The organism is Methylopila jiangsuensis (genome assembly GCF_027922305.1).
Lineage (GTDB): Bacteria > Pseudomonadota > Alphaproteobacteria > Rhizobiales > Methylopilaceae > Methylopila > Methylopila jiangsuensis.
On sequence record NZ_BSFK01000003.1, the window covers coordinates 50682 to 72436 of the forward strand.

The 21755-nt window shown below is 66.6% G+C and carries 25 protein-coding genes; 4 read left to right on the forward strand and 21 right to left on the reverse strand.

Going from position 1 to position 21755, the window contains the following annotated elements:
* Position 1: 1 nt before the first annotated feature.
* From PKE85_RS00860 to PKE85_RS00900, 9 genes are all read right to left on the reverse strand, one after another.
* Positions 2–217: a hypothetical protein gene (locus tag PKE85_RS00860; RefSeq protein ID WP_271202904.1), complete on the reverse strand. Its 216-nt coding sequence runs from the start codon at positions 215–217 to the stop codon at positions 2–4.
* 654 nt (positions 218–871) lie between these two features.
* Entirely contained in the window at positions 872–1702 is an 831-nt protein-coding gene (locus PKE85_RS00865; RefSeq protein WP_271202905.1) for a metallophosphoesterase family protein, read from the reverse strand.
* A gap of 151 nt (positions 1703–1853) precedes the next feature.
* Positions 1854–2669: a metallophosphoesterase gene (locus PKE85_RS00870; protein WP_271202906.1), complete on the reverse strand. Its 816-nt coding sequence runs from the start codon at positions 2667–2669 to the stop codon at positions 1854–1856.
* Positions 2666–2968, reverse strand: a complete 303-nt coding sequence (locus PKE85_RS00875; RefSeq protein ID WP_271202907.1) for a hypothetical protein — start codon at positions 2966–2968, stop codon at positions 2666–2668. Before PKE85_RS00875 ends, PKE85_RS00870 begins: the two co-directional genes overlap by 4 nt.
* Positions 2968–4536 carry an AAA family ATPase gene (locus PKE85_RS00880; RefSeq protein ID WP_271202908.1) on the reverse strand — a complete coding sequence of 523 codons (1569 nt, stop codon included), beginning with the start codon at positions 4534–4536 and terminating at the stop codon, positions 2968–2970. Before PKE85_RS00880 ends, PKE85_RS00875 begins: the two co-directional genes overlap by 1 nt.
* A 105-nt stretch (positions 4537–4641) precedes the next feature.
* A complete protein-coding gene (locus tag PKE85_RS00885; RefSeq protein ID WP_271202909.1) occupies positions 4642–4956 on the reverse strand; it encodes a hypothetical protein in 315 nt (104 codons plus the stop codon).
* A gap of 59 nt (positions 4957–5015) precedes the next feature.
* A complete protein-coding gene (locus PKE85_RS00890) occupies positions 5016–5174 on the reverse strand; it encodes a hypothetical protein (RefSeq protein ID WP_271202910.1) in 159 nt (52 codons plus the stop codon).
* Positions 5171–5356 (reverse strand): hypothetical protein, encoded by a 186-nt coding sequence (locus PKE85_RS00895; RefSeq protein ID WP_271202911.1) that lies wholly within the window; start codon positions 5354–5356, stop codon positions 5171–5173. Before PKE85_RS00895 ends, PKE85_RS00890 begins: the two co-directional genes overlap by 4 nt.
* Positions 5356–5769 carry a hypothetical protein gene (locus PKE85_RS00900; protein WP_271202912.1) on the reverse strand — a complete coding sequence of 138 codons (414 nt, stop codon included), beginning with the start codon at positions 5767–5769 and terminating at the stop codon, positions 5356–5358. The genes PKE85_RS00895 and PKE85_RS00900 overlap by 1 nt, the downstream gene beginning before the upstream one ends.
* A 368-nt stretch (positions 5770–6137) precedes the next feature.
* Here PKE85_RS00900 and PKE85_RS00905 point away from each other — a divergent pair, with 368 nt between their 5' ends.
* A complete protein-coding gene (locus PKE85_RS00905) occupies positions 6138–8156 on the forward strand; it encodes an ATP-binding protein (RefSeq protein ID WP_271202913.1) in 2019 nt (672 codons plus the stop codon).
* Between the two features lie 303 nt (positions 8157–8459).
* Here the strand turns inward: PKE85_RS00905 and PKE85_RS00910 are convergent, their stop codons facing one another.
* Genes PKE85_RS00910 through PKE85_RS00925 form a run of 4 tightly spaced genes read right to left on the reverse strand, consistent with a single transcriptional unit; the run spans position 8460 to position 11385 of the window.
* Complete coding sequence (locus PKE85_RS00910) at positions 8460–9587, reverse strand: MFS transporter (protein WP_271202914.1); 1128 nt, start codon at positions 9585–9587, stop codon at positions 8460–8462.
* Between the two features lie 48 nt (positions 9588–9635).
* A complete protein-coding gene (gene arsH / locus PKE85_RS00915; RefSeq protein ID WP_271202915.1) occupies positions 9636–10346 on the reverse strand; it encodes an arsenical resistance protein ArsH in 711 nt (236 codons plus the stop codon).
* On the reverse strand, positions 10343–10702 hold the full coding sequence (locus tag PKE85_RS00920) for an ArsR/SmtB family transcription factor (protein ID WP_271202283.1): 360 nt from the start codon (positions 10700–10702) through the stop codon (positions 10343–10345). Before PKE85_RS00920 ends, arsH begins: the two co-directional genes overlap by 4 nt.
* A gap of 50 nt (positions 10703–10752) precedes the next feature.
* Positions 10753–11385, reverse strand: a complete 633-nt coding sequence (locus PKE85_RS00925) for a hypothetical protein (RefSeq protein ID WP_271202916.1) — start codon at positions 11383–11385, stop codon at positions 10753–10755.
* A gap of 104 nt (positions 11386–11489) precedes the next feature.
* Here PKE85_RS00925 and PKE85_RS00930 point away from each other — a divergent pair, with 104 nt between their 5' ends.
* Both PKE85_RS00930 and PKE85_RS00935 read left to right on the forward strand, forming a co-directional pair.
* Positions 11490–11924 (forward strand): MerR family transcriptional regulator, encoded by a 435-nt coding sequence (locus PKE85_RS00930; RefSeq protein ID WP_271202917.1) that lies wholly within the window; start codon positions 11490–11492, stop codon positions 11922–11924.
* Between the two features lies 1 nt (position 11925).
* Complete coding sequence (locus tag PKE85_RS00935) at positions 11926–12963, forward strand: arsenic resistance protein (protein WP_271202918.1); 1038 nt, start codon at positions 11926–11928, stop codon at positions 12961–12963.
* A gap of 13 nt (positions 12964–12976) precedes the next feature.
* Here PKE85_RS00935 and arsC read toward each other — a convergent pair whose 3' ends face one another.
* From arsC to PKE85_RS00955, 4 genes are read right to left on the reverse strand one after another with little or no spacing between them, the layout of a single operon-like run.
* Positions 12977–13387, reverse strand: a complete 411-nt coding sequence (arsC, locus tag PKE85_RS00940) for an arsenate reductase (glutaredoxin) (RefSeq protein WP_271202919.1) — start codon at positions 13385–13387, stop codon at positions 12977–12979.
* A gap of 10 nt (positions 13388–13397) precedes the next feature.
* Complete coding sequence (gene arsB / locus PKE85_RS00945) at positions 13398–14453, reverse strand: ACR3 family arsenite efflux transporter (protein WP_271202920.1); 1056 nt, start codon at positions 14451–14453, stop codon at positions 13398–13400.
* Positions 14454–14475: 22 nt separating this feature from the next.
* Positions 14476–14997, reverse strand: coding sequence for an arsenate reductase ArsC (locus PKE85_RS00950; RefSeq protein ID WP_271202921.1), 522 nt, complete (start codon positions 14995–14997; stop codon positions 14476–14478).
* Positions 14984–15418, reverse strand: coding sequence for an ArsR/SmtB family transcription factor (locus PKE85_RS00955; RefSeq protein WP_428981299.1), 435 nt, complete (start codon positions 15416–15418; stop codon positions 14984–14986). The genes PKE85_RS00950 and PKE85_RS00955 overlap by 14 nt, the downstream gene beginning before the upstream one ends.
* A gap of 152 nt (positions 15419–15570) precedes the next feature.
* Here PKE85_RS00955 and PKE85_RS00960 point away from each other — a divergent pair, with 152 nt between their 5' ends.
* On the forward strand, positions 15571–15810 hold the full coding sequence (locus PKE85_RS00960; protein ID WP_271202922.1) for a hypothetical protein: 240 nt from the start codon (positions 15571–15573) through the stop codon (positions 15808–15810).
* Between the two features lie 46 nt (positions 15811–15856).
* On the opposite strand, the gene PKE85_RS00965 is transcribed toward PKE85_RS00960, so the two are convergent.
* The 4 genes from PKE85_RS00965 to PKE85_RS00980 form a co-directional block, all read right to left on the reverse strand.
* Positions 15857–18316 carry an arsenate reductase (azurin) large subunit gene (locus PKE85_RS00965; protein WP_271202923.1) on the reverse strand — a complete coding sequence of 820 codons (2460 nt, stop codon included), beginning with the start codon at positions 18314–18316 and terminating at the stop codon, positions 15857–15859.
* A 10-nt stretch (positions 18317–18326) separates the two neighbouring features.
* Positions 18327–18848: an arsenate reductase (azurin) small subunit gene (locus PKE85_RS00970; RefSeq protein WP_271202924.1), complete on the reverse strand. Its 522-nt coding sequence runs from the start codon at positions 18846–18848 to the stop codon at positions 18327–18329.
* A gap of 179 nt (positions 18849–19027) precedes the next feature.
* On the reverse strand, positions 19028–20341 hold the full coding sequence (locus PKE85_RS00975) for a sigma-54-dependent transcriptional regulator (RefSeq protein WP_271202925.1): 1314 nt from the start codon (positions 20339–20341) through the stop codon (positions 19028–19030).
* A complete protein-coding gene (locus tag PKE85_RS00980; protein ID WP_271202926.1) occupies positions 20331–21755 on the reverse strand; it encodes a sensor histidine kinase in 1425 nt (474 codons plus the stop codon). The genes PKE85_RS00975 and PKE85_RS00980 overlap by 11 nt, the downstream gene beginning before the upstream one ends.

Here is a 21755-nt window from a genome sequence, read left to right on the forward strand (position 1 = left end):
GTCATCCTGATCTGGTGGCTGGCCTGACGCGGCCGCGCGCGTAGCCGGTCGAGACCCGCGCCGACAGCCGCGCGACCTCCTCCTCGAGCGCGGCGTTCGCAACGAGTAGCGCCCGCACCGCGGCCCATGCATCACCGTCACAGGCCTCGACGGCCTGATCGGTGGCGAGGTCGAGCGCAGAGCCCTCGGGGCTTAGAGTTTCAGCGGCTTCCGCCATCGCGCACGCTCCTCGTAATGCCGTTTCCGCAGGCCTAATGCGATTTCCGCAGATCCGATCATGCCGCGAGTCGGCTTGACGCGGCTAGTCCATGTTCGACATTTGTTCTCATGACTGCTGTGGAGACGATAGGCGACGCGCTGAGCGCCGGATGGCGGGTTCGGGCGCGGTGCGTTGGCGGGCTCGTGGACTACAAGACGAGCACCCGGAAGTGCGACATCTTCGAGGAACTCAGCCTGCGCGACCTTGCGTGGACGCGCGGATTATCGTGCTCTCTCAGCAACTTAGAGTCACGGCTCAAGTGCCCGCGCTGCGGCAACAGGCGGATATCGCTGGTCTTCGAGCCGCCGGCGCCCCCGCAGGCCAACGCCGTCCGGACGCCGGTCTTCGGAAGATAAGCGACCTTATTTTCCAGTTCGTGACATCGATGGGGTGGGCTGAATATGTTCTAGATCACATAATGACTGGTTATGTGATCTAGAACATATCGGCGGCTGAAATAGGAAAATATCAAAAAGTGCTATTATCTAGGGTCAGGGCAGAAATGTTGTAACAACAGGTTTGGTTGTTATCGCAGGTTATTAACGTCCGCTAACCATATGACGCACCAACACTGTTGTAACAACAAGGTTGGTTGTTATGGGGGATGTAGGATCAGCGTCCAAGCTCGACGGCGAAGCCGGGGTCATGGTCCGGGTTCTCGACTTCGACCCACTCGCGCTTGGTGCCCTTTTCCTTCGTGACCACGTAGCCCCTGGGATTCGCGACGATCCGGGTCTCACCGATCCGGTAATCCTGCTGCCGATGGACATGCCCGTGCACCCAGAGGGACGGGCGGTGGCGCTCAATAAAATCGCTTAGATCTGAGGCGTAGGAGCCATCGAGGGGCTCCGTCGACCGGCCCTCGAGCAGCGATCTCGGGTGCGGAGCGTGATGCGTCACGACCACCGTCGGGCCGTCGAAGGGCGTCTCCAGGATCTCGCCGAGGCGCTCGAGATGCCGGCGGTGGGTCGCGAGATGGTCTGACGTCCGCCACTTGGTGTAGCCGCCTGATTTGATCTTGATGACCTTGTGGTCGGTCATGTGCGCGGCTGCGGCAGCGCGCGATCGCTTCGCATCGCCGAAGACCTCGTAGTCCGACCAGAGCGTGGCGCCGACGAAGCGCACGCCGCCGATCACCACGGCCTCACCATCGATCAGCAGGTGGATGCCGAGCTGCGCCGCGAGCGCCCGGGCTTTCGGCTCGTCTCCGTCGATCGTGCAGGTGTGGTCACCCCAAGTCCTGTTGGCATACCAGTCGTGATTCCCGGGCACGTAGATCAGCTCCATGCCGCGCTGCCGGACCTGCTCCGCCATCCATGGCAAGCCATGATCAAGCCGAGAGCACGTGTCGCCGGCGACGATCACCACCCGGCAGTCGGGCGCGACCGCTGGCGTGTAGGGGTGCACGTCCATGTGCAGGTCGCTGAGGATGCCGATCTTCATGACCGAGATGGAACGCCATGATCCAGCAAGCGACAAACGGCAAGACTTTTCATTAGCCGGCGAAAGTCATTTAGATGCGTTCACGCGTTTTCGATGAAGCGCCGGCAACTCATGGTGTCACAGTCAATCGGAAAATCTGCGACACGCTGACTCACACTTCGACCACGAGAGCCGGATCGAACGACGGATTCTCGTCGCCGCTGTAGCCGCGCGCATTGCAGATCACGCGGGTCGGCCGGCCATCGAGAGGATGGAGCTCGTAGTCGAAGCTCGCGTGCGTGTGCCCGTGGATCCAGAGCGCCGGCTGTCCGCGATCGATCAGCGAGCTCAGGTCCGACACGAATGCCGGCGTCAGCGTGTCCTCGCGCCAGCGCTCCGCAACCGACATCGGATGCGGCGCGTGATGGGTGACGACGACCGTCGAACCAGCGTGCGGCGCGCGTAGCTGGGCGTCGAGCCATGAGACCGAAGCCTCGTGGAGCGCGAGCGCGTCCCGAGGCTCGAAATGGCGCACGACGAAGCCTGGGCCGTCAGGGTCCACCCAGATCTGCCGGTGATCGGAAAAACGCGCCGCCGCCGTCCGCATCGCATCGTGCTGCCGGGCGCGCTCGCCGTGAGCCTGGAGCATGTAGTCGGTCCACAGCGTGCAGCCGAGGAAGCGAACGCCGCCGATCGCCGCCGCGCTGTCGTCGAGGAGGTGGAGGCCTGGGACGAGCGCTGCCTGGGCCCGGGCGACCCGGTGCCCCTGGATGATGTACTCGCCGTAGAACTCGTGATTGCCGAGCGCGTAGACGACCGGCATCCGGGGCGCGATGGTCGCCGCGAGCCAGCCGATCGCGTCCTCGACGCCCTCGCAGAGATCGCCGGCGACGACCGCGACATCAGCATCCGGGATCGCGAACGGCAGATGCCCGGCGCGCGCTTGGAGCGTCGAGAGGTGCAGGTCGGAGAGGATCCAGAGCCTCACGCAGACCCCTCTATCATCGCGACGCACGCCTCCCAGGTCTCGCGGGCGTAATCGGCCGCCTGCGCGAGCGCCTCGTCCCAGCCGCCGACATCTCGGAGCACGGAGATCTGGTGAAACAGACCCCGTGCACGGTCATGCTCACCGGCGCACTCGAGCTCGATGACAGCCCGCGCGATCTGCCTACAGCTGCGCGTGCGGATGATGGACGCCAACAGGGCGCGATCGACGAGGCCGCGTTTCGCTAGGTCGCCCAGCGCGATCGCGAGGGAGACCACCGCGGCGGAGTGCTCGACGGCCATCACGCGCGCCCCATCAGCCGGTCGCGGCCGTCGATCATGACCTCGAGCGCGCGGCGCAGTCTCCTCAAAGAGCCGCCGGGCCAGGCCGACTTCAGGATCTCAAGCTCGTCAGCCGCGAGGTCATCGATCCAGCGCTCATCGAGACCGCGGTCGGACGCGATCTCGTCGAGGATGCGGCGCGAGAGGTCGCCGACATGAGCCCAGGTCGGGTCCGGCACCTGCACGACACGCATCCTGTCCCGGAGCGGCGCCGGCACGTCCTCAAGCCGGTTTGCTGTCGCGATCCAGCAGACGTGGGACAGATCGCACTCGACCTCGAGCGCCAGGTCGCGATAGCGCGCCGCGGTGCCGCGCTCGAGAAAACCGAGCAGGCCGTCAGCGAGGCTGCCATTGCGCCGGTCGGTGTCGATCTTGTCGAGTTCGTCGAGGACGACCAGCGGGTTTGCCTTGGCGCACGAGCGCACGAGATCGAGCGCGACCGACGGCCGGGCGCTGTGCCACTGCGCGCTGGTGCCCATGCCCGAGCTGTCCGCGATGCCGCCGGCGTTATAGATGACGGCGGGCAAACCGATGGTCTCCGCCACGGCCCAGGCGAGCGAGGTCTTTCCGCAGCCGGGCGACCCGATCAGCAGCGTCGGTCGGATCCATGCCGCGGGGCTCGCGGGCAGGTCGCGCAGGAGCTTGCTGATCGCGGCGGCGGCGTGCGGGAAGCGTAGCTGAAGGGAGATCTGATGAGCGATCGGATCGCCTCGATCGATCAGCGGCAACGCCCTGCCGGCGATGGTCTCGAATGATCGCCAGATCTCTCGGCGAGCGCCGGTCGCATTCGCGGGCGCCGCCGGGACCACCACCGCCACATGCTGAGGCCGGACGGCCGCGCGGATGACCTCGGCACGATCCTCGGCGAGCGCCATCATCGCGTCGGACAGCGCGTCATCGTCAGGGTGCGTGGGATCGAGCTCTTCCTCGATCGGTGCGTCGAGGATGTCCATCGCGCGATCGAGCTGATTGACCTGCGCCGCGAGCCGGTTGAGGGCGTTCTGACCCTCGCGGAGGACCTCGCCGGGGTGCTCGAAGCCCATGAAATACTTACGGCACATCAGCCCGTGTGCGAAGGCGCGATACTCGCCCTCGGTGTAAGAGCCGGCCGGCCTGACGATCAGATTATGGATGAGATCCTGGCGGCCGCCCTTGCCCAGCGCGCACAGGTAGAGCCGGCAGCGCCAGACGCCGTCGTCGAGCTGCCGCCCGAGATCGGGGTCGGTCGCGGACGTCTCGGCCTCGACCCGCTTGAGCTGCTCGATGGCGCTCACGAGCAAGCCGGGAGACGTCGAGATCGAGATGAGGTGGATGACGTCGCGGAGCTCCCCATCCAGCATCTCGGGCTCAGCCAGAAGCGTCTTGGCCCAGGTCGTCATGTCGATGACGAGATTGCCGCTGCGGAAGGGGGAGCCGCGCAGGAGCTCGTCGAGCCGCGGGAGGCGGCCGTCGAGGATTTCGCGCTCAGCCCGGCGGCGAGCGGCAGCGTGCTGGATGGCCTCCTGGGGAGGGGTCTTTCGGGATGACATGGAGCTCTCTCGCGATGGGCGTCGCGCTCGCCGCGATGGGCGGGAGCGCTGAGAGACATGTAACCGGAGGGGAGTCTCTGCGTCTACGATCAACCCGGCGTTGGGTTAATCGATCGTGCGATCGGTCACTGCGAGGTGGGCGTTGGCGAGCGCGGCGGAGATCAGCTCGTCATGGAGGCCGCGCTCACGCCACTCCGCGATCAGCCGTCCCAGGGCGCCGTCGGGATCGAGTTCGCGCTTCACCGCGACCGCAGCCTCGACCTTCTCGACGACACCGTCCGGAACGCGGCTCTCGCCTTTAAGCCAGTAGGCGGCCCGGCGGGTTTGTCCGCCAGCGATAACCGCGAGACGCGTGGGACCTGCGGTCGCGCCGAAGGCCTCGGTCACGGCAGCGCGCAGGCGCTCGGTCAGGTCGTCCATGCAAGTAGCCCCCGCGAGTCGATCGCGGGGGCTATCATAGCGGGCGGTGGTCGCCGCGGTCACTGGCACGCGAGGAGGTCCTCCGCCATCAGACGGCTGAGCGCGTCATCTTCGTCATCATCGGGATCGGGCTGGTTGTCGGCGTCGATCTCAGCCCAGCGGCGCGCGACCTCGGCCTCCCACTCTTCACTTGATGCAAAGAGCCAGTCGCGGGTCATTCAGCATCACCGCAACCGAAAAGGCGTGCTGTGTGATCGTCGAGCCATCCACGCTTCTCATATTCATAGGAGATCGTGCCGCTCTCAAAAATTCTGACGACTTCGAAGCCTCCTTCGAGGTCGTTGATCTCTTCAAAGATCAATGGATCCTTCTTGTTCGGCTGGTCTTTGTCGCCGTCCATCAGCGCGCCTCCGCCGCCTCGGCCAGGAACTGACTGATGACACGGTCAGCCTCGGCCTGCTCGCGGCGGTCGCGGTGCACGGCGGCGAGATACTCGATGCCAGTGAGAGCCGCCTCGGGCGACGGGCACTCGATGACGCCGTGCTCGATCGAGCCGCCGGCGGCGATGAGCGCGGCCTTGGCGGTGGCGACGTCGACCGGGCGGATCTGAGCGGCGTACGCGCACGCGGGGCGGGGCTCGCACCGACGGTGACCGGCCTCTTCGAGCCTGTAGAACAGCCCGATTTTGCCCGATCCCATCTCGTTTTTCGTCGCGGCATCGAGGGTCCGCGCGATCTTGCTGAGCCCATTCTGATCGACGTCAAGGTCGAACGCGAGCGGGTACGCCGTCGTATTGTTGGACTTCATGGTCATCGCCCTCCTTGGCGAGCGGGTCGGCCGCGATGGGCAGCCCCCGATCCATTAAGCATATGCACGCGGATTTGCATGGCGCAATGGGCGTCGCGAAATAATCGTCACCGGAAAATAACGGTGCTTATTTTCCGGTTCGAGACATCGATTGGATGTAGTCTTTGCGCCAGTGCGACTGGCGAGAAAACCGACGTCCGATTAACGGGAGTTATCGGACATGGCGCGAGAATGAGCTTGAGGTTCGGTCAGCATAAGCTTTGAGCTCGTGCTCGAGGCGGTCGTCGAGGACGGCTTGCCGATCCCGCTTCCCGCGTGGAAAGTTGCCCTCACAAGCACCGCCTGGCAGGCCCGGGCCACCCCGGAGCAAGGTTGTGACTTCACTGCGTCCGAACCTCGTCAAGCGGATCGCGCGTCTCCCTAAGCCTACCAACGTCGCTGACGCGCTGCAGCCGCTGTTCGAAGCCATCAGCAATGCGATTCATTCGACCCAGGCTCGCTTCCAGGAGGCCGTCGCCCGAGATGGACGGGTTCAGGTCACCATCAAAACCGACCGGAGAAAAGATAACGTCTCAGCCATCGTCGAAGACAACGGATTGGGCCTCGACGAAGACAACTGGGACGCGTTCATTACGACCGACACTGACAACAAAATTGCCATCGGCGGCAAAGGTGTCGGGCGACTTCTCTGGCTCGACTGCTTCCCAAACATACGCATCGACAGCGTCTACGCAGATGGAGATGGCTTCAAAAGGCGACAGTTTGAATTTGTATTGGAACTGAGCGATCAGATCAAAAATCTTAGCGTCGAAGACTTTCGAGATGCGCCGGGGCCGTACTTTTTGGCCGAGTTCAAGGGGCTGCGGAGCAATGGCTACCATGAGAAGTGGCCAGGCCGGGGCAGCTTCATTTTCCAGCATCTCACGTCCCATTTCCTACCGACGTTCATCGGTAAGCGCTGTCCTCAAATCACCGTCCACGTCGGAGACGAGAGCCGCGTATACCCTGGCGCGATCAATGAGATTGTTCATCGACGGGAAGACATTGAAAAGATCGAGTCAGAAGAATTTGGCGATCTGAAATTAACGATGATGGAATGCGATAAGGTTGCCAGCGCAGACCTTAAGGGGTCGCACTTTATACATTTTATTGCCCACGATCGCACCGTGCATTCGCATAGCATCGACTCAAAACTTGGGCTTAAGTATTTTGGAGCCGATGAAAATTTAGTGTTTCATGCGATATTGACGGGTCCGTTTCTCGATAAGAACGTGAACCAGGAAAGGACGAAGTTCCAATTCGAAGACGCTGTCCTCGAGAGGATGGTCAACGACGTCTGTTGGGCTCACGTCGAGAAGTTTCTGGAAGGCCCGCTCGCTGCGCTGAAGGGCGAGCAAAGGGTCAAGATCGAGTCGATCACGGCGACGTATCCTTCGGTAGCCTTCGGCGATGTCGAGGAGCTGCAGCAGAAGGTCCCGTCTGGCGAACTGAAAGAGGATGCGCTCTACGGCCACCTCTCGCGAGAACGGTTCAGGCGTGATGAGCGGCAGGCCGAGAAAATCCGCTCCGTTCTCACCCGGTTAAAGAACGACGATATCGACCCTGAGATGTTTGCGTCCGCCATCAAGGACGCGGGCAAAGCGATAGAGGACGCCGAGCAAAAAAGTCTCGCGGAATACATCGTCCGCAGGAAGGTCGTTCTCGACTTCATCGAGCTCCTTTTGGATAAGGTCAGGGATCAGGGCGGAGACGCCTCCTACCAGCGCGAAGACATCCTGCATTCTTTCATCTGCCCGATGAGGGTCAGCACGATCACCGGTTCGGGCAAGAAGGTCGAGCCAGCCTCCTCCCACGACCTTTGGATCGTCGACGAGCGGCTCACGTTCGCGCAGTATTTTAGCTCGGATGTTGATTTCGCCTCCCTGTCTGAAGCGGCGAGCAGCGAAGATCGGCCAGACCTGCTGATCTTCGATTACGTCCACGGGCTTCGCCAGAAGAAGGACCCCTCGAAGGTCCTGCTGGTGGAATTCAAAAGACCCGGCCGCAAGGTCTACAGCGACGACGAGAACCCGCAATTGCAGGTCGAGCGGTATGTGCGCCGCTTGCAATCTGGCGAGCTCAGCGACGTTCGAGGTCGGCCCATCAAGCTCGATCAGAACACGATCTTCTACTGCTTCATCGTCGCCGACATCGTTGGGAAGATGGCCGATTGGACCTTCACATGGCAGCGCACTGCGGACGGGCGAGGCCGGGTCATGAGGCCAAGCGACGGGTTCCGCGGCTCGATCGAGCTGATCGGGTGGGATGACCTTCTGAAAGACGCTCGCGAACGGAACCAAGCCTTCTTCGACAAGGCCGGGATCACGGGCCAGAGCTTTTTCAGCGCTGACTGACCGTCGGCCGAAGCCCGATCTGTTACAAAATTGTGCGCACGTTTGTAACAGATCGCTCGGCCAAGGCCCGTCGGCATCTGTCAGGATTTTGCAGCAGATCCCTGACAGATCGCGGCTGGCATCTGTCAGAAACTCGCCGCGACTTTCTGACAAAACGACTGAGCCGAAACCGGATACTACGGCAGATTATCTGGGCCACCCTACCGCCGCTCCTGACCCTTAACCGTCATTCTGGAAGTCTGGTTTTCGACAGTTCGTGATCCATTCACCGCTGCTGCCGCACCTCAGCACAGCACCTGCCGACTAGCGGTTCTTCGCGAGTTCGATCGTCGCGATAACGTTCATTGCAGCGACCGCCGCCAAGATGCCTAGCGTCGCCTCTGTTCCTAGTTGCGAGATTGCCAGCCCGGCTGCAAACGGCGCAGCCGCTTGGACAATGAGGTTCGGCGCCGCAAGCCGCCCCATGACGACCGCGTAACGCTCGGCGCCGAACAGCGCGAGGGGGACCGTGCCGCGGGCGATCGACCACACGCCGTTCCCGGCGGCGTAGAGCACGACCGCAACCGCGGCGGGCCCCGCGCCGACCGCGAGCAGCACCACGCCAACGGCCACCAGCGCCCCGGCCCATGCGAGCGTCGCGGTCGGGTGGAGCCGCTCGCCGACCAGCATCTCGACCACGCGGGCGCCGACCTGCGACGGCCCGATCAGCGCGCCGACCGCGACCGCCGCGGCGAGCGCCATGCCCTGGGCCTGCAGGATCGTCAGCAGGTGCACCGAGACCGTCGTCTGGACCGCCCCGTTCGCCATCAGGATCGCGGCCAGCAGCCAAAAAGTCCGTCGTTCGCGGGTCGACATCGCGCCGGCGCCGGCACGGTCGGGGGCGGTCGGGGCCTTGCGCGCCTCCCGCGGCAGCAGGAGGAACAGCGCCGGGGCCATGACGAGCACCTGGACAGAGGCGTAGGCGAAGCAGGCGCCGCGCCAGCCGATGTGCTCGACCGCGAGAGCCGACAGGGGCCAGCAGACCGTGCTGGCAAAGCCCCCGAACAGCGTCAGGTTGGTGATCGCGCGCCGCGCCGACGCCCCGAAGATCCGGCCGAGCGTCGAGAACGCCGCGTCGTAGAGCCCGGCGCCCATCCCGAAGCCAAGCACCGCCCAGCCGAGCAGGTAGGTCACGAGCCCGGTCGATGACCCGACCGCGGCGAGGCCCGCTCCCATCAGCAGCGAGCCGGCCGCCATGGTCTGCCGACCCCCGAAGCCGTCGATCATGCGGCCGACGAACGGCGCGGCGACGCCTGAGCAGAGCAGGCCGATCGAGCCCCCGCCGACCACCCAGGCGAGCGGCCATCCGGTGTCGGCCGAGATCGGCGCTGCGAGCACCGCGAGCAGGTAGAAGCTCGAGCCCCATGAGACGATCTGGGCGATCCCGAGCAACGGGACCGCGATCCTCTCGCCGGGCGGCGCCGACGCCGTCTCCACGCCTCAGACGGCCCGCTTGAGGTCGACCCTGGCCTCCAGCGCCGCTGCGCTCTCCTTCCGCTCGCTGTAACGGTCGGTGAGGTGGTCGGAGACGTCGCGGGTGAGCAGCGTGAACTTCACCAGCTCCTCCATCACGTCGACCACGCGGTCGTAGTAGGCGGACGACTTCATCCGGCCGTCCTCGCCGAACTCCTGGAAGGCCTTCGCGACCGACGACTGGTTCGGGATGGTCAGCATCCGCATCCAGCGACCTAACACGCGCATCTGGTTGACGGCGTTGAACGACTGCGAGCCGCCCGAGACCTGCATCACCGCGAGCGTGCGCCCCTGCGTCGGGCGGACAGAGCCGACGGAAAGCGGGATCCAGTCGATCAGCGACTTCATCACGCCCGTCATGGCGCCGTGGCGCTCGGGACTGGTCCAGACCTGCGCCTCGGACCAGAGCGACAGCTCGCGCAGCTCCGCGACCTTCTGGTGGTCCGCCGGGCCGTCGTCCGGCAGCGGAAGGCCTGCGGGGTCGTAGATGCGCGTCTCGCAGCCGAGCCGCTTCAGCAGGCGCTCGGCCTCCAGCGTCAGCAGGCGGCTGTAGGAGACGGGCCGGAGCGAGCCGTACAGGAGCAGGACGCGCGGCGGATGGGTCGAGCGGGGGCCGTGAAGCTGGGAGAGGTCTGTCGGCTGGAACGAGGCCTCGTCGAGGTTCGGAAGTTCTGTCACGAGCGGTCGCCTTTCTTGGGCGCTGCGCCGCAGGACGAGGCCGTGGCCGCGAAGGCCGCGGCGACCTCCGGATGCCCGGCGCAGCAGTCCTTCAGCAGGAACGAGGCGAGCCCCTGAACCGCGTCGAGGTCGGCGCGGTAGACGACGAGCCGGCTCCGGCGCTCCGACTTCACAAGGCCGGCCCGCGCCAGGATCGCCAGATGGGTCGAGAGGGTATTGTGGGGGACGTCGAGGCCGCGCGCGATCTCGCCGACGGGAAGCCCGTCGGGCTCGTGCATCACGAGCAGGCGAAAAGCGTCGAGGCGCGTCGGCTGTGCGAGCGCCCCGAAGGCGTCGATGACTTCTGACTTGTCCATATGTCGACGTACATCGAGATATAGACAAGATCAACGATTTTAGACCGAGCCTATCCTTTGATCACGCTTACAGTCGGCCCCTCGACCAAAGGCCATGCGACCGCTAGCGCCAGGCTGGACCGGGCCGGACGTCGGGAGGTCCGTCGGCTCTCGATCGCGATCCAGCCCCATGCTGCCACCACCAGCAGGGCCGCGATCGCGACCATCCAAGGCCGCGCTCCGGCGAACCACGACAGCGCGCCGCCGAACATGCCGACCGCGACCGCGGGCAATGCCAGGGGTAGGACGCAGCACGCGCCGCAGGCGACCGCGGCGGTGGCGCTGGTGGCCGCGGCGCTGACAGCGAGTTTCGTGCCCGTCGTCAGCTTCGCACCGTCGGCCCCGGACTCGAACGGCGACAGCACCGCGTCGGCCATCCCGTCGTCGGGCGCCGTGATCGCCAGGATCACGAGACCTCCGTCCAGCCGGACCTCGAAATCGAGGAAACCGCAGCACTGCCTTTCGCGCTCGACCATCACGCGGACGCGGCCCTCGGCCGCCGGGTCGTAGCCAAGTTCGAGCCGCGGCCCGATCCGGATGCGCGTCCTCAGGGCTTCGCGGTTCAGGTCGCCGATCAGGTCGACTCGCTCCCCGAAGGCGCCGGGAGCGAGCGTGCAGGCGACTGGGACGGTGGTGGCGGTCATGGACTGAAAACCTCTGGGCCGTCTTGCCGCAAGACCATCCGGCGGCGTCGGCTCGCACTGATGTGCCACTTCAAGTAACTTGAGGTTCAAGAGGGCACGAGACCATGAAGACCAACGACCTCAAGATCGGTGAGCTGGCGCATCTCACGGGCACCAACGCCCCCACGGTCCGCTACTACGAGGAGATCGGCCTGCTCCCGAGGCCGGCCCGTCGGGACGGCGGCCAGCGGTCTTACGGCGGCGGCGACGTAAGCCGCCTGACGTTCATCCGGCGGTGCCGCGAGTTCGGGTTCCCGATCGAGCGCGTGCGCGATCTCGTCGGCCTGCTCGAAAGTCCCGAGCGCCCATGCATCGAGGCGCGCGACCTAGCGGCGGCCCAGCTCGCCGAGGTGCGGAAGAAGCTGAAGGAGCTGCGGGCGCTTGAGCGGAGCATCGCGGACTTTGTCACGCGGTGCGACGAGGCCTGCGCCGGGGGGCCGGGGTCGAACTGCGTGATCCTCGGCGACCTCGCGAGGCCGGACTGCGGCTGCGGCCACTGACATGGAAGGCATTGGCATGGAACGTGTCCGGGAGACGCTGGAGGCGCGACAGGTCGCGATCTACTTCGCAGCGATCGTCGCGGGTGTGATCGCCGGGATGGCTGTCGGAGGCGCGGAGGCGCTCGAGGCCGCGATCAACCCGGCGCTCGCCCTGATGCTGTTCGTCACCTTCCTGCAGGTGCCGCTCGTCGAACTCGGAGCCGCGCTGAAGAACGGCCGTTTCCTCGCTGCGCTCCTGTCGGTGAACTTCGTCGCCGTCCCGCTGTTGTCGTTCGGCCTCGTCCAGTTTCTGCCCGACGACCCCATGCTCAGGCTCGGCGTGCTGATGGTGCTGCTGACCCCGTGCATCGACTATGTCGTCACCTTCGCCCATCTCGGGCGCGGTGACGCGCGGCTCCTGCTTGCCTCGACGCCGATCCTGCTGAACGCCCAGATGATCCTTCTTCCCGTCCAGCTCGGCGTCATGCTGGGAGACGCGGCTTCCGGCCTCATACAGCCGGGCCCCTTCGTGCACGCTTTCGTCGGGCTGATCGCGCTGCCGCTGTTGCTCGCCGCGGCTGTCCAGTTCTGGGCGGCCCGGTCCCGCGCCGGGGCGTCGGCCTCGGCTGCGCTTGGCCTGCTTCCAGTTCCGGCGACCGCGCTGGTGCTCGTCCTAGTGTTGGCGGCCGTCGCGCCAAGGATCGGCGAGGCGCTTCCGGCGGCAATGGCCGCGGCGCCGATCTACGTGGTCTTTGCCGTGCTCGCCCCGATGCTGGGGCTCGCGGCGGCCCGACTGTTCGGTCTCGAGGCTGCGGCCGGGCGCGCGGTCGCCTTCAGTGCTGCGACCCGCAACTCCCTCGTGGTCCTGCCGCTCGCCTTCGCGGTGCCCGGCGGGGCGCCGCTGCTGCCCGCCGTTATCGTCACGCAGACGATCGTCGAGCTGGTGAGCGAGCTGATCTACATCCGGCTGGTGCCGAGGTGCATCCCGATCGGCGGGTCGCGCCCGCCCGATCGTCAGATCGTGGCCTCACGCTGCGTCCGAGGCTCGCGGGAGTGCTAAGGGCCAGTCGGACTCAGCCCGCCCGGACGACCTCGCCGTCTTCCTTGGTGAAGTCCTCGGCCAACGGCGAGGGCAGGATCTCGATCACGACCTCGGACGGGCGGCAGAGCCGCACGCCGCGTGACGAGAACACGAACGGACCGTTGATCAGGATCGGGTGCGCCAGCATCGCGTCGAGGATCGCGTCGCCGGCGACTGACGGATCGCCGAGCCCGAGCTCCGCAAAGGGCGTCCCCTTCTCCCGGGCGGCCTCGCGCGGCGTCAGGCCGGCGGCTGCAATGGCCTTCGCCAGTTCTTCGCGCGTCGGCGGCGCCTTTAGGTACTCGACGACGGTCGGCTCGATGCCCGCGGCGCGGATCATCTCCAGCGTGTTGCGGGACGTGCCGCAGTCCGGGTTGTGCCAGATGGTGACGGCCTCGGTCATGACGACCTCCTCAGGTCTTCTGCTGCGAGGCGACCGCGCGGACGCCGCGGGCCTCGTACCAGGGCTTCGAGCGGTTCACGATCCAGACTACCGAGAGCATCACGGGCACCTCGATCAGGACGCCAACGACGGTGGCGAGCGCCGCCCCGGACTTGAATCCGAACAGGCTGATGGCCGCCGCGACCGCGAGCTCGAAGAAGTTCGACGCCCCGATCAGTGCCGAGGGGCCGGCCACGCAATGGGCCTCCCCGGTCGCGCGGTTCAGCAGGTAGGCGAGCCCGGAGTTGAAGTAGACCTGGATCAGGATCGGCACGGCGAGCAGCGCGATCACGGCCGGCTGCGCGATGATCTGCTCTCCCTGGAAGGCGAACAGCAGGACCAGCGTCGCGAGCAGCGCGACGAGGGACAGCGGCTGGATCGCCGACAGCAGCTTGCCGAGAGCCGCCTCGCCGCCGGAGGCGAGGATCCGCGAGCGCAGGATTTGTGCCGCGATGACAGGGACCACGATGTAGAGGCCGACCGAGAGGATCAGCGTGTTCCACGGCACGGTGATCGACGACAGCCCAAGCAGAAGCGCGACGATCGGCGCGAAGGCGACGATCATGATCGCGTCGTTGACCGCGACCTGGCTCAGCGTGAACAGCGGGTCGCCCTTGGTGAGGTTCGACCACACGAACACCATCGCTGTGCAGGGAGCCGCGGCCAGAAGGATCAGCCCGGCGATGTAGCTGTCGATCTGGTCGGCGGGCAGGTAGGGCCGGAACAGCCAGCCGATGAACAGCCAGCCCAGCAGCGCCATCGAGAACGGCTTGACCGCCCAGTTGATGAACAGCGTCACCGAGATCCCCCGCCAGTGCGAGCCGACCTCGCGGAGCGCCGCGAAATCGACCTTCACCAGCATGGGGATGATCATCAGCCAGATCAGCACCGCGACGGGCAGGTTCACGCTCGCGACCTCGAGCGCGCCGATCGCCTGGAAGAAGCCGGGCGCCGCGTAGCCGAGCGCGACGCCGACGATGATGCAGAGGAAGACCCAGACGGTCAGGTAGCGTTCGAACAGGGACATCGGCTCGTTCTTCTCGAGGGTCTCAGGCGGCGGACGGGTGGGTCTTGCCGATCTCGTCGAGGCGGCGCTGCAGCGACAGCTTGTCGATGGTCTTGAGCGGCAAGCTGACGAAGATCGAGATGCGGTTCGTCAGGCCGCGCATCGTGTCGGCGAAGGCGAGCGCCTTCTCGGTGTCCGAGCCCTGGAAGGCTGCCGGGTCCTCCATTCCCCAGTGCGCCGACATGGGCTGTCCGGGCCAGTAGGGGCACTCCTCCCCGGCGGCGTCGTCGCAGACGGTGAACACGAAATCGAGCTCCGGCGCGCCGGGCTCGGCGAACTCGTGCCAGGACTTCGAGCGGAGGCCCGAGACGTCGAAGTTGGTCCGCTTCAGCAGGTCGAGCGCGAAGGGGTTGACCTCGCCGCGCGGGTGGCTCCCGGCCGAGAACGCCTTGAAGCGGCCCTGGCCCTCCCGGTTCATCACGCACTCGGCGATGATCGAGCGCGCGGAGTTGCCCGTGCAGAGGAACAGGACGTTGTAGGGACGCTGGGCTTCAGTCGCATCCATCGTTCTTCTCCCGGTCGGATGGACGGGGGCCGCATCCGCAGCTCCCCTGGAGGGTTTCGAAGATCGGCGCGCAGACCTCGGGGCGGCCGTTGCAGCAGTCGGTCAGCAGGTAGCCGACAAGGCCGCGCATGCCCTCGAGGTCGGCGCTGTAGAGGATCGAGCGGCCGTCCCTGACGCCCTTGACCAGGCCCGCACGGGACAGGATTGCGAGGTGCGTCGAGAGCGTGTTCTGCAGGCAGCCGACGGCGTCGGCGATCACTCCCGCGGGCAGGCCCTCCGGGGCGCGCGAGACCAGCATGCGGAAGATCCGCAGCCTGGTGACCTGACCGAGCGCCGACAGGGCCTCGACCGCGGAGACGTCCTCCTCGGTCATCGGTCCGGAGTCGGCGGGGCCGGCCCCCGGCTTGGTCATGGCGTTCATGCGCAGCCTTCACCATTTGACTAGATATCGAGAAAACTCGATGTATCGTTATATGAGCATGGAAGCCGGGTCAACGGCGATGGTCGCCGGATCGCCTTCCGCACAGCAGGAGCGAGATGTCGAGGATCCCCGGACAGGCCCTGTGGAGCGTGATGGCGGCGTTCGCCCTGGCGGCGACGGCGATAGACCTCGGCCGCTGGGGCGCCGAACGCAACGCCGCCGGCCAGGACTTGTTGGCCGCCGCGCCCGTCGCGATGCTGGCGGCCGCACTGCTCGTTGCATACGCCGTCGCGTGCGTCGGCGGGTCCTCCCGCAACGCCTGCCGGATCGCGTGGCTCGGTTCCGCCGTCGTCCTCGTCGGCTACGTGCTGCTGGCGAGGAGCGCCTCGTGAGCGACGGCCGGGCGCCGGGACGTTCGCCATCCCGGCGCCCGACGCCTCAGGCCCGGTACTCCTTGGACTTGTAGCTCGCGTTCCTGACGCTCTCGGGCGCGTCGGAGATCTTTCTAATCGAGCCCCAGGTCTGCTTGTAGTTCGGGATGACGAACTCGTTCACGCCCGCCGACACTACGTTGCCCTGCACGCCCGTCGGGTAGCCGAACAGCATGAAGGCCTGGCCGCGCTTGGCCGAGGGCGTCGGGTAGGCCATGGCCTGCGTCGCGCCGTTGTCGTTGTGGATCTCGACGAGGTCGCCTTCGCCGAGCTTCAGCTCCGCCATGTCGTCGGGGTTCATCTCGACGAACGGGTACGGCCAGCGATCCTGAACGAACTCGTCTGCCTGGTCGAGATATGCGCTCTGCCAGACGAGGTTCGCGCGCCCGTTGTTGATCAGGAACGGGAACTTGTCCTTCTCGGCCTGCTTGCCCGCGGCCTGCAGCCCGCGCCAAGGGGTCTCGGCGAACGTCGCCTTGCCGTCCTTCGCCTTGAACTTGCCGTCGGCGAAGAGGCGCTTGGTGCCGACGATCTTGCCGTCCTGGAACCCGGTCGCGGGTTCTTGGAAGCCGTTGTTGCCCATCGCGCGCAGGCGCTCGTAGGTGACGTGCTCTCCGCCGCCCTCGTGGGCGTGGTAGCCGTCCATGAAGGCGTCCTCCTCGGTCTTCCAGTCGAAGCCCTTGAACTTGTCGGCGACGTCGTTCTTGCCCGCCGCCCGGAACACGCGCTCAAGGTTGTTGGCGAGCCGCGCGGCGATCAGGCAGTCCGGCATCGCCTGGCCGGGAGGATCCATGTAGCGCTCGGTGAGCCGCATGCGCCGCTCACCGTTCATGGAGGTGAGGTTCATCTCGCCAGAGGTCGCAGCGGGCAGGATCACGTGCGCGGCGGCGCCGATCTTGGTCGTCACGATGTCGACGTCGACCGAGAAGAGCCCGCCCTTGCGGATCGCGCCCATGATCGCCTCGACCATGGCGTCGCGGTCGCCGTATGGGACCGAGTTCATCGCGTCCTTCACGAGGTCGGTCCGCTGCTTGTAGATCCGCTTGAACTCCATGGCGTTCAGCGTGGTCTTGTAGTGGTCGCAGCCCCAGACGTGGTGGACGCCGCCCTTGCCCTCGATCAGCAGCTTGTCGACGTAGGGAGCCGGACGGCCGATGTGGGCGTCGGAGGGGCGCGAGTAGCCCTCCTGGTGGCCGCCCATGCGGACGCAGCCGCCGCCCGGCCGACCGACGTTCCCGGTGGCTAGCGCCAGGTTCACGAGCGCTTGGTTGGTCCGGTAGTTGTCGTTGCCCCAGATCAGGCCCTTCTCGTAGGCGAACATGGTCCGCCGCCTGTGGCTTCCGGCCTTCGGCTCCGCGATCCAGATGATCGCCTTGACGATGTCCGCCTCGGAAAGGCCCGTCGCCTTTGAGGCCTCTGAGACCGAGACCTTGTTGGCTGAGAGCGCCTTGTCGAAGTCCTTGGTCGAGGCCTCGATGAACGGCCTGTCGATCCAACCCTTCTCGGCTGCATAGGTCAGCCAGGCGTTGAACAGGATGAGATCGGTTCCCGGCTCGATCGCGAGATGGAGGACGTTGTCCTTGCCCGCGGTCTCGCAGGCGTTGACCGACACCGTCCGGCGCGGGTCGACGAACACGATGCGGCCGCGCTCGGTCGGCTCGTCCCCGAACGTCGCCTTCTTCTTGGCCGCCGACATGCCGTTCAGGTTCGGCATCCAGTGGTTCAGGAAGTAGTTGGTCTGGGTCTCGAGCGCGTTGGTGCCGACGGCGACGATCGTGTCGGCGAGTTCGGCGTCTTCGTAGCAGTTGTTGAGCTCGCCGACGCCCATGTCGCGGGAGCCGTGGACCTCGGAATTGTAGGCGGGCCTGTTGTGGATGCGGATGTTCCGCACCTTCAAGGCCTCGAAGTAGAGCTTGCCCGTGCCCCAGGTGTTCTCGTAGCCGCCGCCGGCCCCGCCGTGGTCGAAGGCCGAGACGAAGAGGCCGTCCTCGCCCTGCTCGGCGATCACCGCCGCGGTCACGCGGGCGACGAGGTCGAGCGCGTCGTCCCAGCTCGTCGGCTGGATCTGGCCGTAACGCCAGACGAGCGGGTCGGTCAGGCGCTGGAGCTGCGTCCCGCGCGTCTTCGAGTGGCTCATCTCCGCCATGCGCGCGCCGCGCACGGAGCCGAGGCCCGAATTCACGACGCAGCCCTTGTCGGGCTTGATGACGATGTGGACGTCGCGGCCATCTTGACGAACGACGTTGTACATTGAGGGGGCGTACCAGGCTTCCGTATCCTGGACCTGCTGCTTGCCGAGGTCGACGCCGAAGGCGTTGGACTTCGGGTCGGTCCCGCCCTCGTAGCGGGCGTCCCAGGTGTAGGCCTTGTAGCCGCAACCGACGATGCAGTAGTGGCAGGTGACGTTGTGCTGCTTGGCGTCCACGGGGACGATGGGCAGCCGCCCGATCTGGCGCTTGTAGACCATCGGATCCTCCTCAGAGCGTGTTCGACAAGCGGCCGTAGAGAAGCTCATCCACGCCCTCGGCGTAGATGTCGCCCTTCTCGTCGACCCGCAGCGCGTACTGGGGAAGGTTCTGGGTCGCGTGGCCCCAGACCTGCTGCCCGCCCTTCTCGCAGTCGAAGCGTGAGAAGTGTCCGGGGCAGTTCAGCGTCCGGTCCTCCGGGCGATAGTTCATGTAGAAGCCCTTGTGCGGGCAGAGCGCGGCGAAGCCGACGATGTCGCCGTCGGGGCCGACGCCGCCCTCGACGCGCTTGCCGAGCTTGAGCAGCACGCCGGGCGCGTCCTGGTCGGGATAGGCGACGTCGAACGCCGCGTCGGGCTTGAGGTCGCTGACATTGCCGAGCCTGTTTGACGGGTACTTCACCAGCGCGGCCGGCGCCGCAGCTTGCGCCTGCGTCGGCATGACCGCCGCGGCCGCTCCTCCGGCCGCCGCCAGTCCGGCGCCCGCCAAAAATCGACGTCGACCTGCGTCGACGAGTTTCTCGCAGCTCTTCATGAGCCCCTCCCGAGTTTTGGCCCGTGCCATCGAACGGGCGGGAGAGGCGTTGCAGGGCGCGGGCCAGCGTTCGGACTTGTTCTAAATCCAAGGAGGGCGGCCGCGCCATCATGGCGACCGGAGCCGCGGCGTTCGGAAACCCGAACATGGCCAGGCTCCAGAATCCGGATATTCGAACGTCAGTCGGCGGGCTTGAGGCCGAGCCGCCTCATCTTCTCCCAAAGCGTCGTACGGCCGAGGCCGAGAAGCCTCGCCGCCGCGCCGATCTCGCCTCCCGACGCCTGCAGGGCGCGGGTGATGTGGCGGCGCTCGAGCGCCAGGCGCGCCTCCTCGAGCGAAGGCATTTCGTGCGGGGCCCTCGCGTCTTGCCCATGCTCTGGAAACAGGTCCGCGGGCCTGATCCAGGGGCCGAGCGCGAGCGCGGTGGCGCGCTCCACGCGGTTCCTGAGCTCGCGGACGTTGCCGGGCCAGTCGTGCGCGAGCGCCGCTTCCTCCGCCATGGCGCTCAGTCCCCGGGGCGGATCGGGCGACCGGGCGGCGAACTCCGCGAAGGCGCGGTCCAGCAGCCAGGGTACGTCGTCGCGGCGCTCCCGAAGCGGGGGCATCCGAACCGACACGACGTTGATCCGGTAGAATAGGTCCTCGCGGAAGCGGCCTTCCTTGACCCGGGCGCCGAGGTCGGCGTTCGTCGCAGCAACCATTCGGCCCTCGAACCTCAGAGGCTGCTCGCCGCCGACGCGCGTGTAGGTCCGTTCCTCGATCAGCCTGAGCAGCTTGGCCTGCAGGTCGATCCGCATCTCGGCGATCTCGTCGAGGAACAGCGTGCCTCCGGCCGCACGTTCTACGTATCCCGCGTGCCTGCGGGTCGCGCCGCTGAAGGCTCCTCGCTCGTGGCCGAACAGCTCGCTCTCGAGGAGATCCGCCGGGATCGCCGCGCAGTTGACCCCCATGAACGAGGCGGGGTCGAACGAGGCGGCCGAGTGGAGGAAGCGGGCTGCGACCTCTTTGCCCGTCCCGGTCTCGCCGCCGATCAGCACCGTGCTGCCGACCTTCGCCACGCGACGCAGCAGGGCCTCGACCTCACGCATCGCGGGCGACACCCCCAGCGATCCGTCGGCCGTGGGCGCGTCGCTCACGATGCCGGACAAGCGGTCGAAAAAGTCCTCCATCTCGAACGGCTTGGTGACGTAGTCGCCCGCGCCCGACCTCATGAGCCTCACCGCCTGGTCGATGTCCGCGTGGCCCGTGATGAACAGGAACGGCGGCGCCAAGAACCCGCAGGCCGCCTTGAACACGTCCTCGCCGTTCAGGTCCGGCAACCGGATGTCGCAGATGACGGCGTGGCGGCGCTCCTCGCCGATGCCCGCCAGCGCCGAGGCGCCGTCCCGCCACCAGGTCACCTTCGCGCCCTCGAGCGTCAGCCGCTGAACGAGGCTCTCGCCCATGATCGGATCGTCCTCGACGATCCCGATGGAGCGACGTTCAAGCGACATCGGCGAGCGCCTCGTCTCGGGCGAGTGGCACGACCATGCGGACGAGCGTCCCGCCTCCGGGCAACGACTCGGTCTCGAGCACGCCTCCGATCTCGGCCACGAGGCCCCGGGTGGTCCAGAGCCCGAGCCCGGCTCCCGCAGTCGGGATGCGCGCCGGGTCGGTCAGCATCGCGGCGGCATCGACGGGCAGACCCTCGCCGCGGTCCCGCACCTCGAACGTGACCGCCTCAGGCATGCCGACCACGGCGAGCTCGACGACGGACACGGCCGGCGCGGCCGCGATCGCGTTCAGGAGGATGTTGAGCAGCGCCTGCCGGATGGGACCGCTCTGGATCGCGACCTCCGCGGCCAGCCTGGCGGTGACCTTGACCCGGACGGACTTCCGTCGCGCCTCCGCCGCCACGAGCACGAGCAGGTCGTCGAAGTCGTCCGGCATCAGGTTGCGTGCTCCCTCCCGGGGTCGGTGGACCGCGAGCGTCGTGCGGACGACGTCTCGTATCCCAGCCAGCCCGCGTTCGAGCAGGCAGATCGCTCCCTCCCGGGCCGCGGGAAGGTGGCCGTGCGAACGCAGGGTCGAAAGCGCGTTGAACAGCCCGCCGAGGGGATTGTTGATCTCGTGCGCGATCGAGGAGGCCAGCCGTCCGAGGCTGCCGAGCCTCTCCTCCTCGGCGAGGCGCTTGCGCAGCTCGTCGCGCTCCGCGATCGAGGTGGACAGGTCGTTGTAGGCCCGGAACATCCGCCGAAACTCGCCTCTGCTTCGCTGCACTTCCCAGTCCGCGATCGGGACGGCGACGCCGTCCGACGACGCCCCGAGATGTTCCGTCAGGACGCGGACTGGTCGCATCATCCGCGCGACCAGCAGCCAGCCGGCGGCCACGAAGAAGGCCAGCAGGATCCCGTTGGTGACCAGCAGGGTCGCGATCACGTCCCGCCGTTCGGCGGCGAGGTGGCTCGTGTCGAAGGTCGCGTAGAGGTGCCCGATGCTCCGGCCGGGATAGGACAGCTCGCGGTGAGCCCGCGCTGTGGCCGACCCGCTCTCGTAGGCGAATGGTCGGGACTCCGTCGGTACGAAGGCGGATCCGACCGCATGGGACCGCGGGTCGGAGGCGGCGATCACCGCGCCACGCGGATCGGTGACGACCGCCTCGGACGGCCGGAGGCCCTTGTACTGAACCTGCGCGCGCGCGATCGCGTCGTAGACCTCCCAGACGTCGTCCCTCAGCACGGACGGCCCGACCGCCGAAGACAGGCCGTCGAGGTAGCCCTGGGCGAGTTCGCGGAGGTGGCGTTGCTGGATGTCGCCGAGGCGGTCGAGCACCCGCTCCGACAGCACTGCCCCCGCGACCAGCATGAGGATGGCGACCGCGACCGGAACCTTGAACGTGATCGGCCAGCGCCTCGGGTCGAGCCTCAT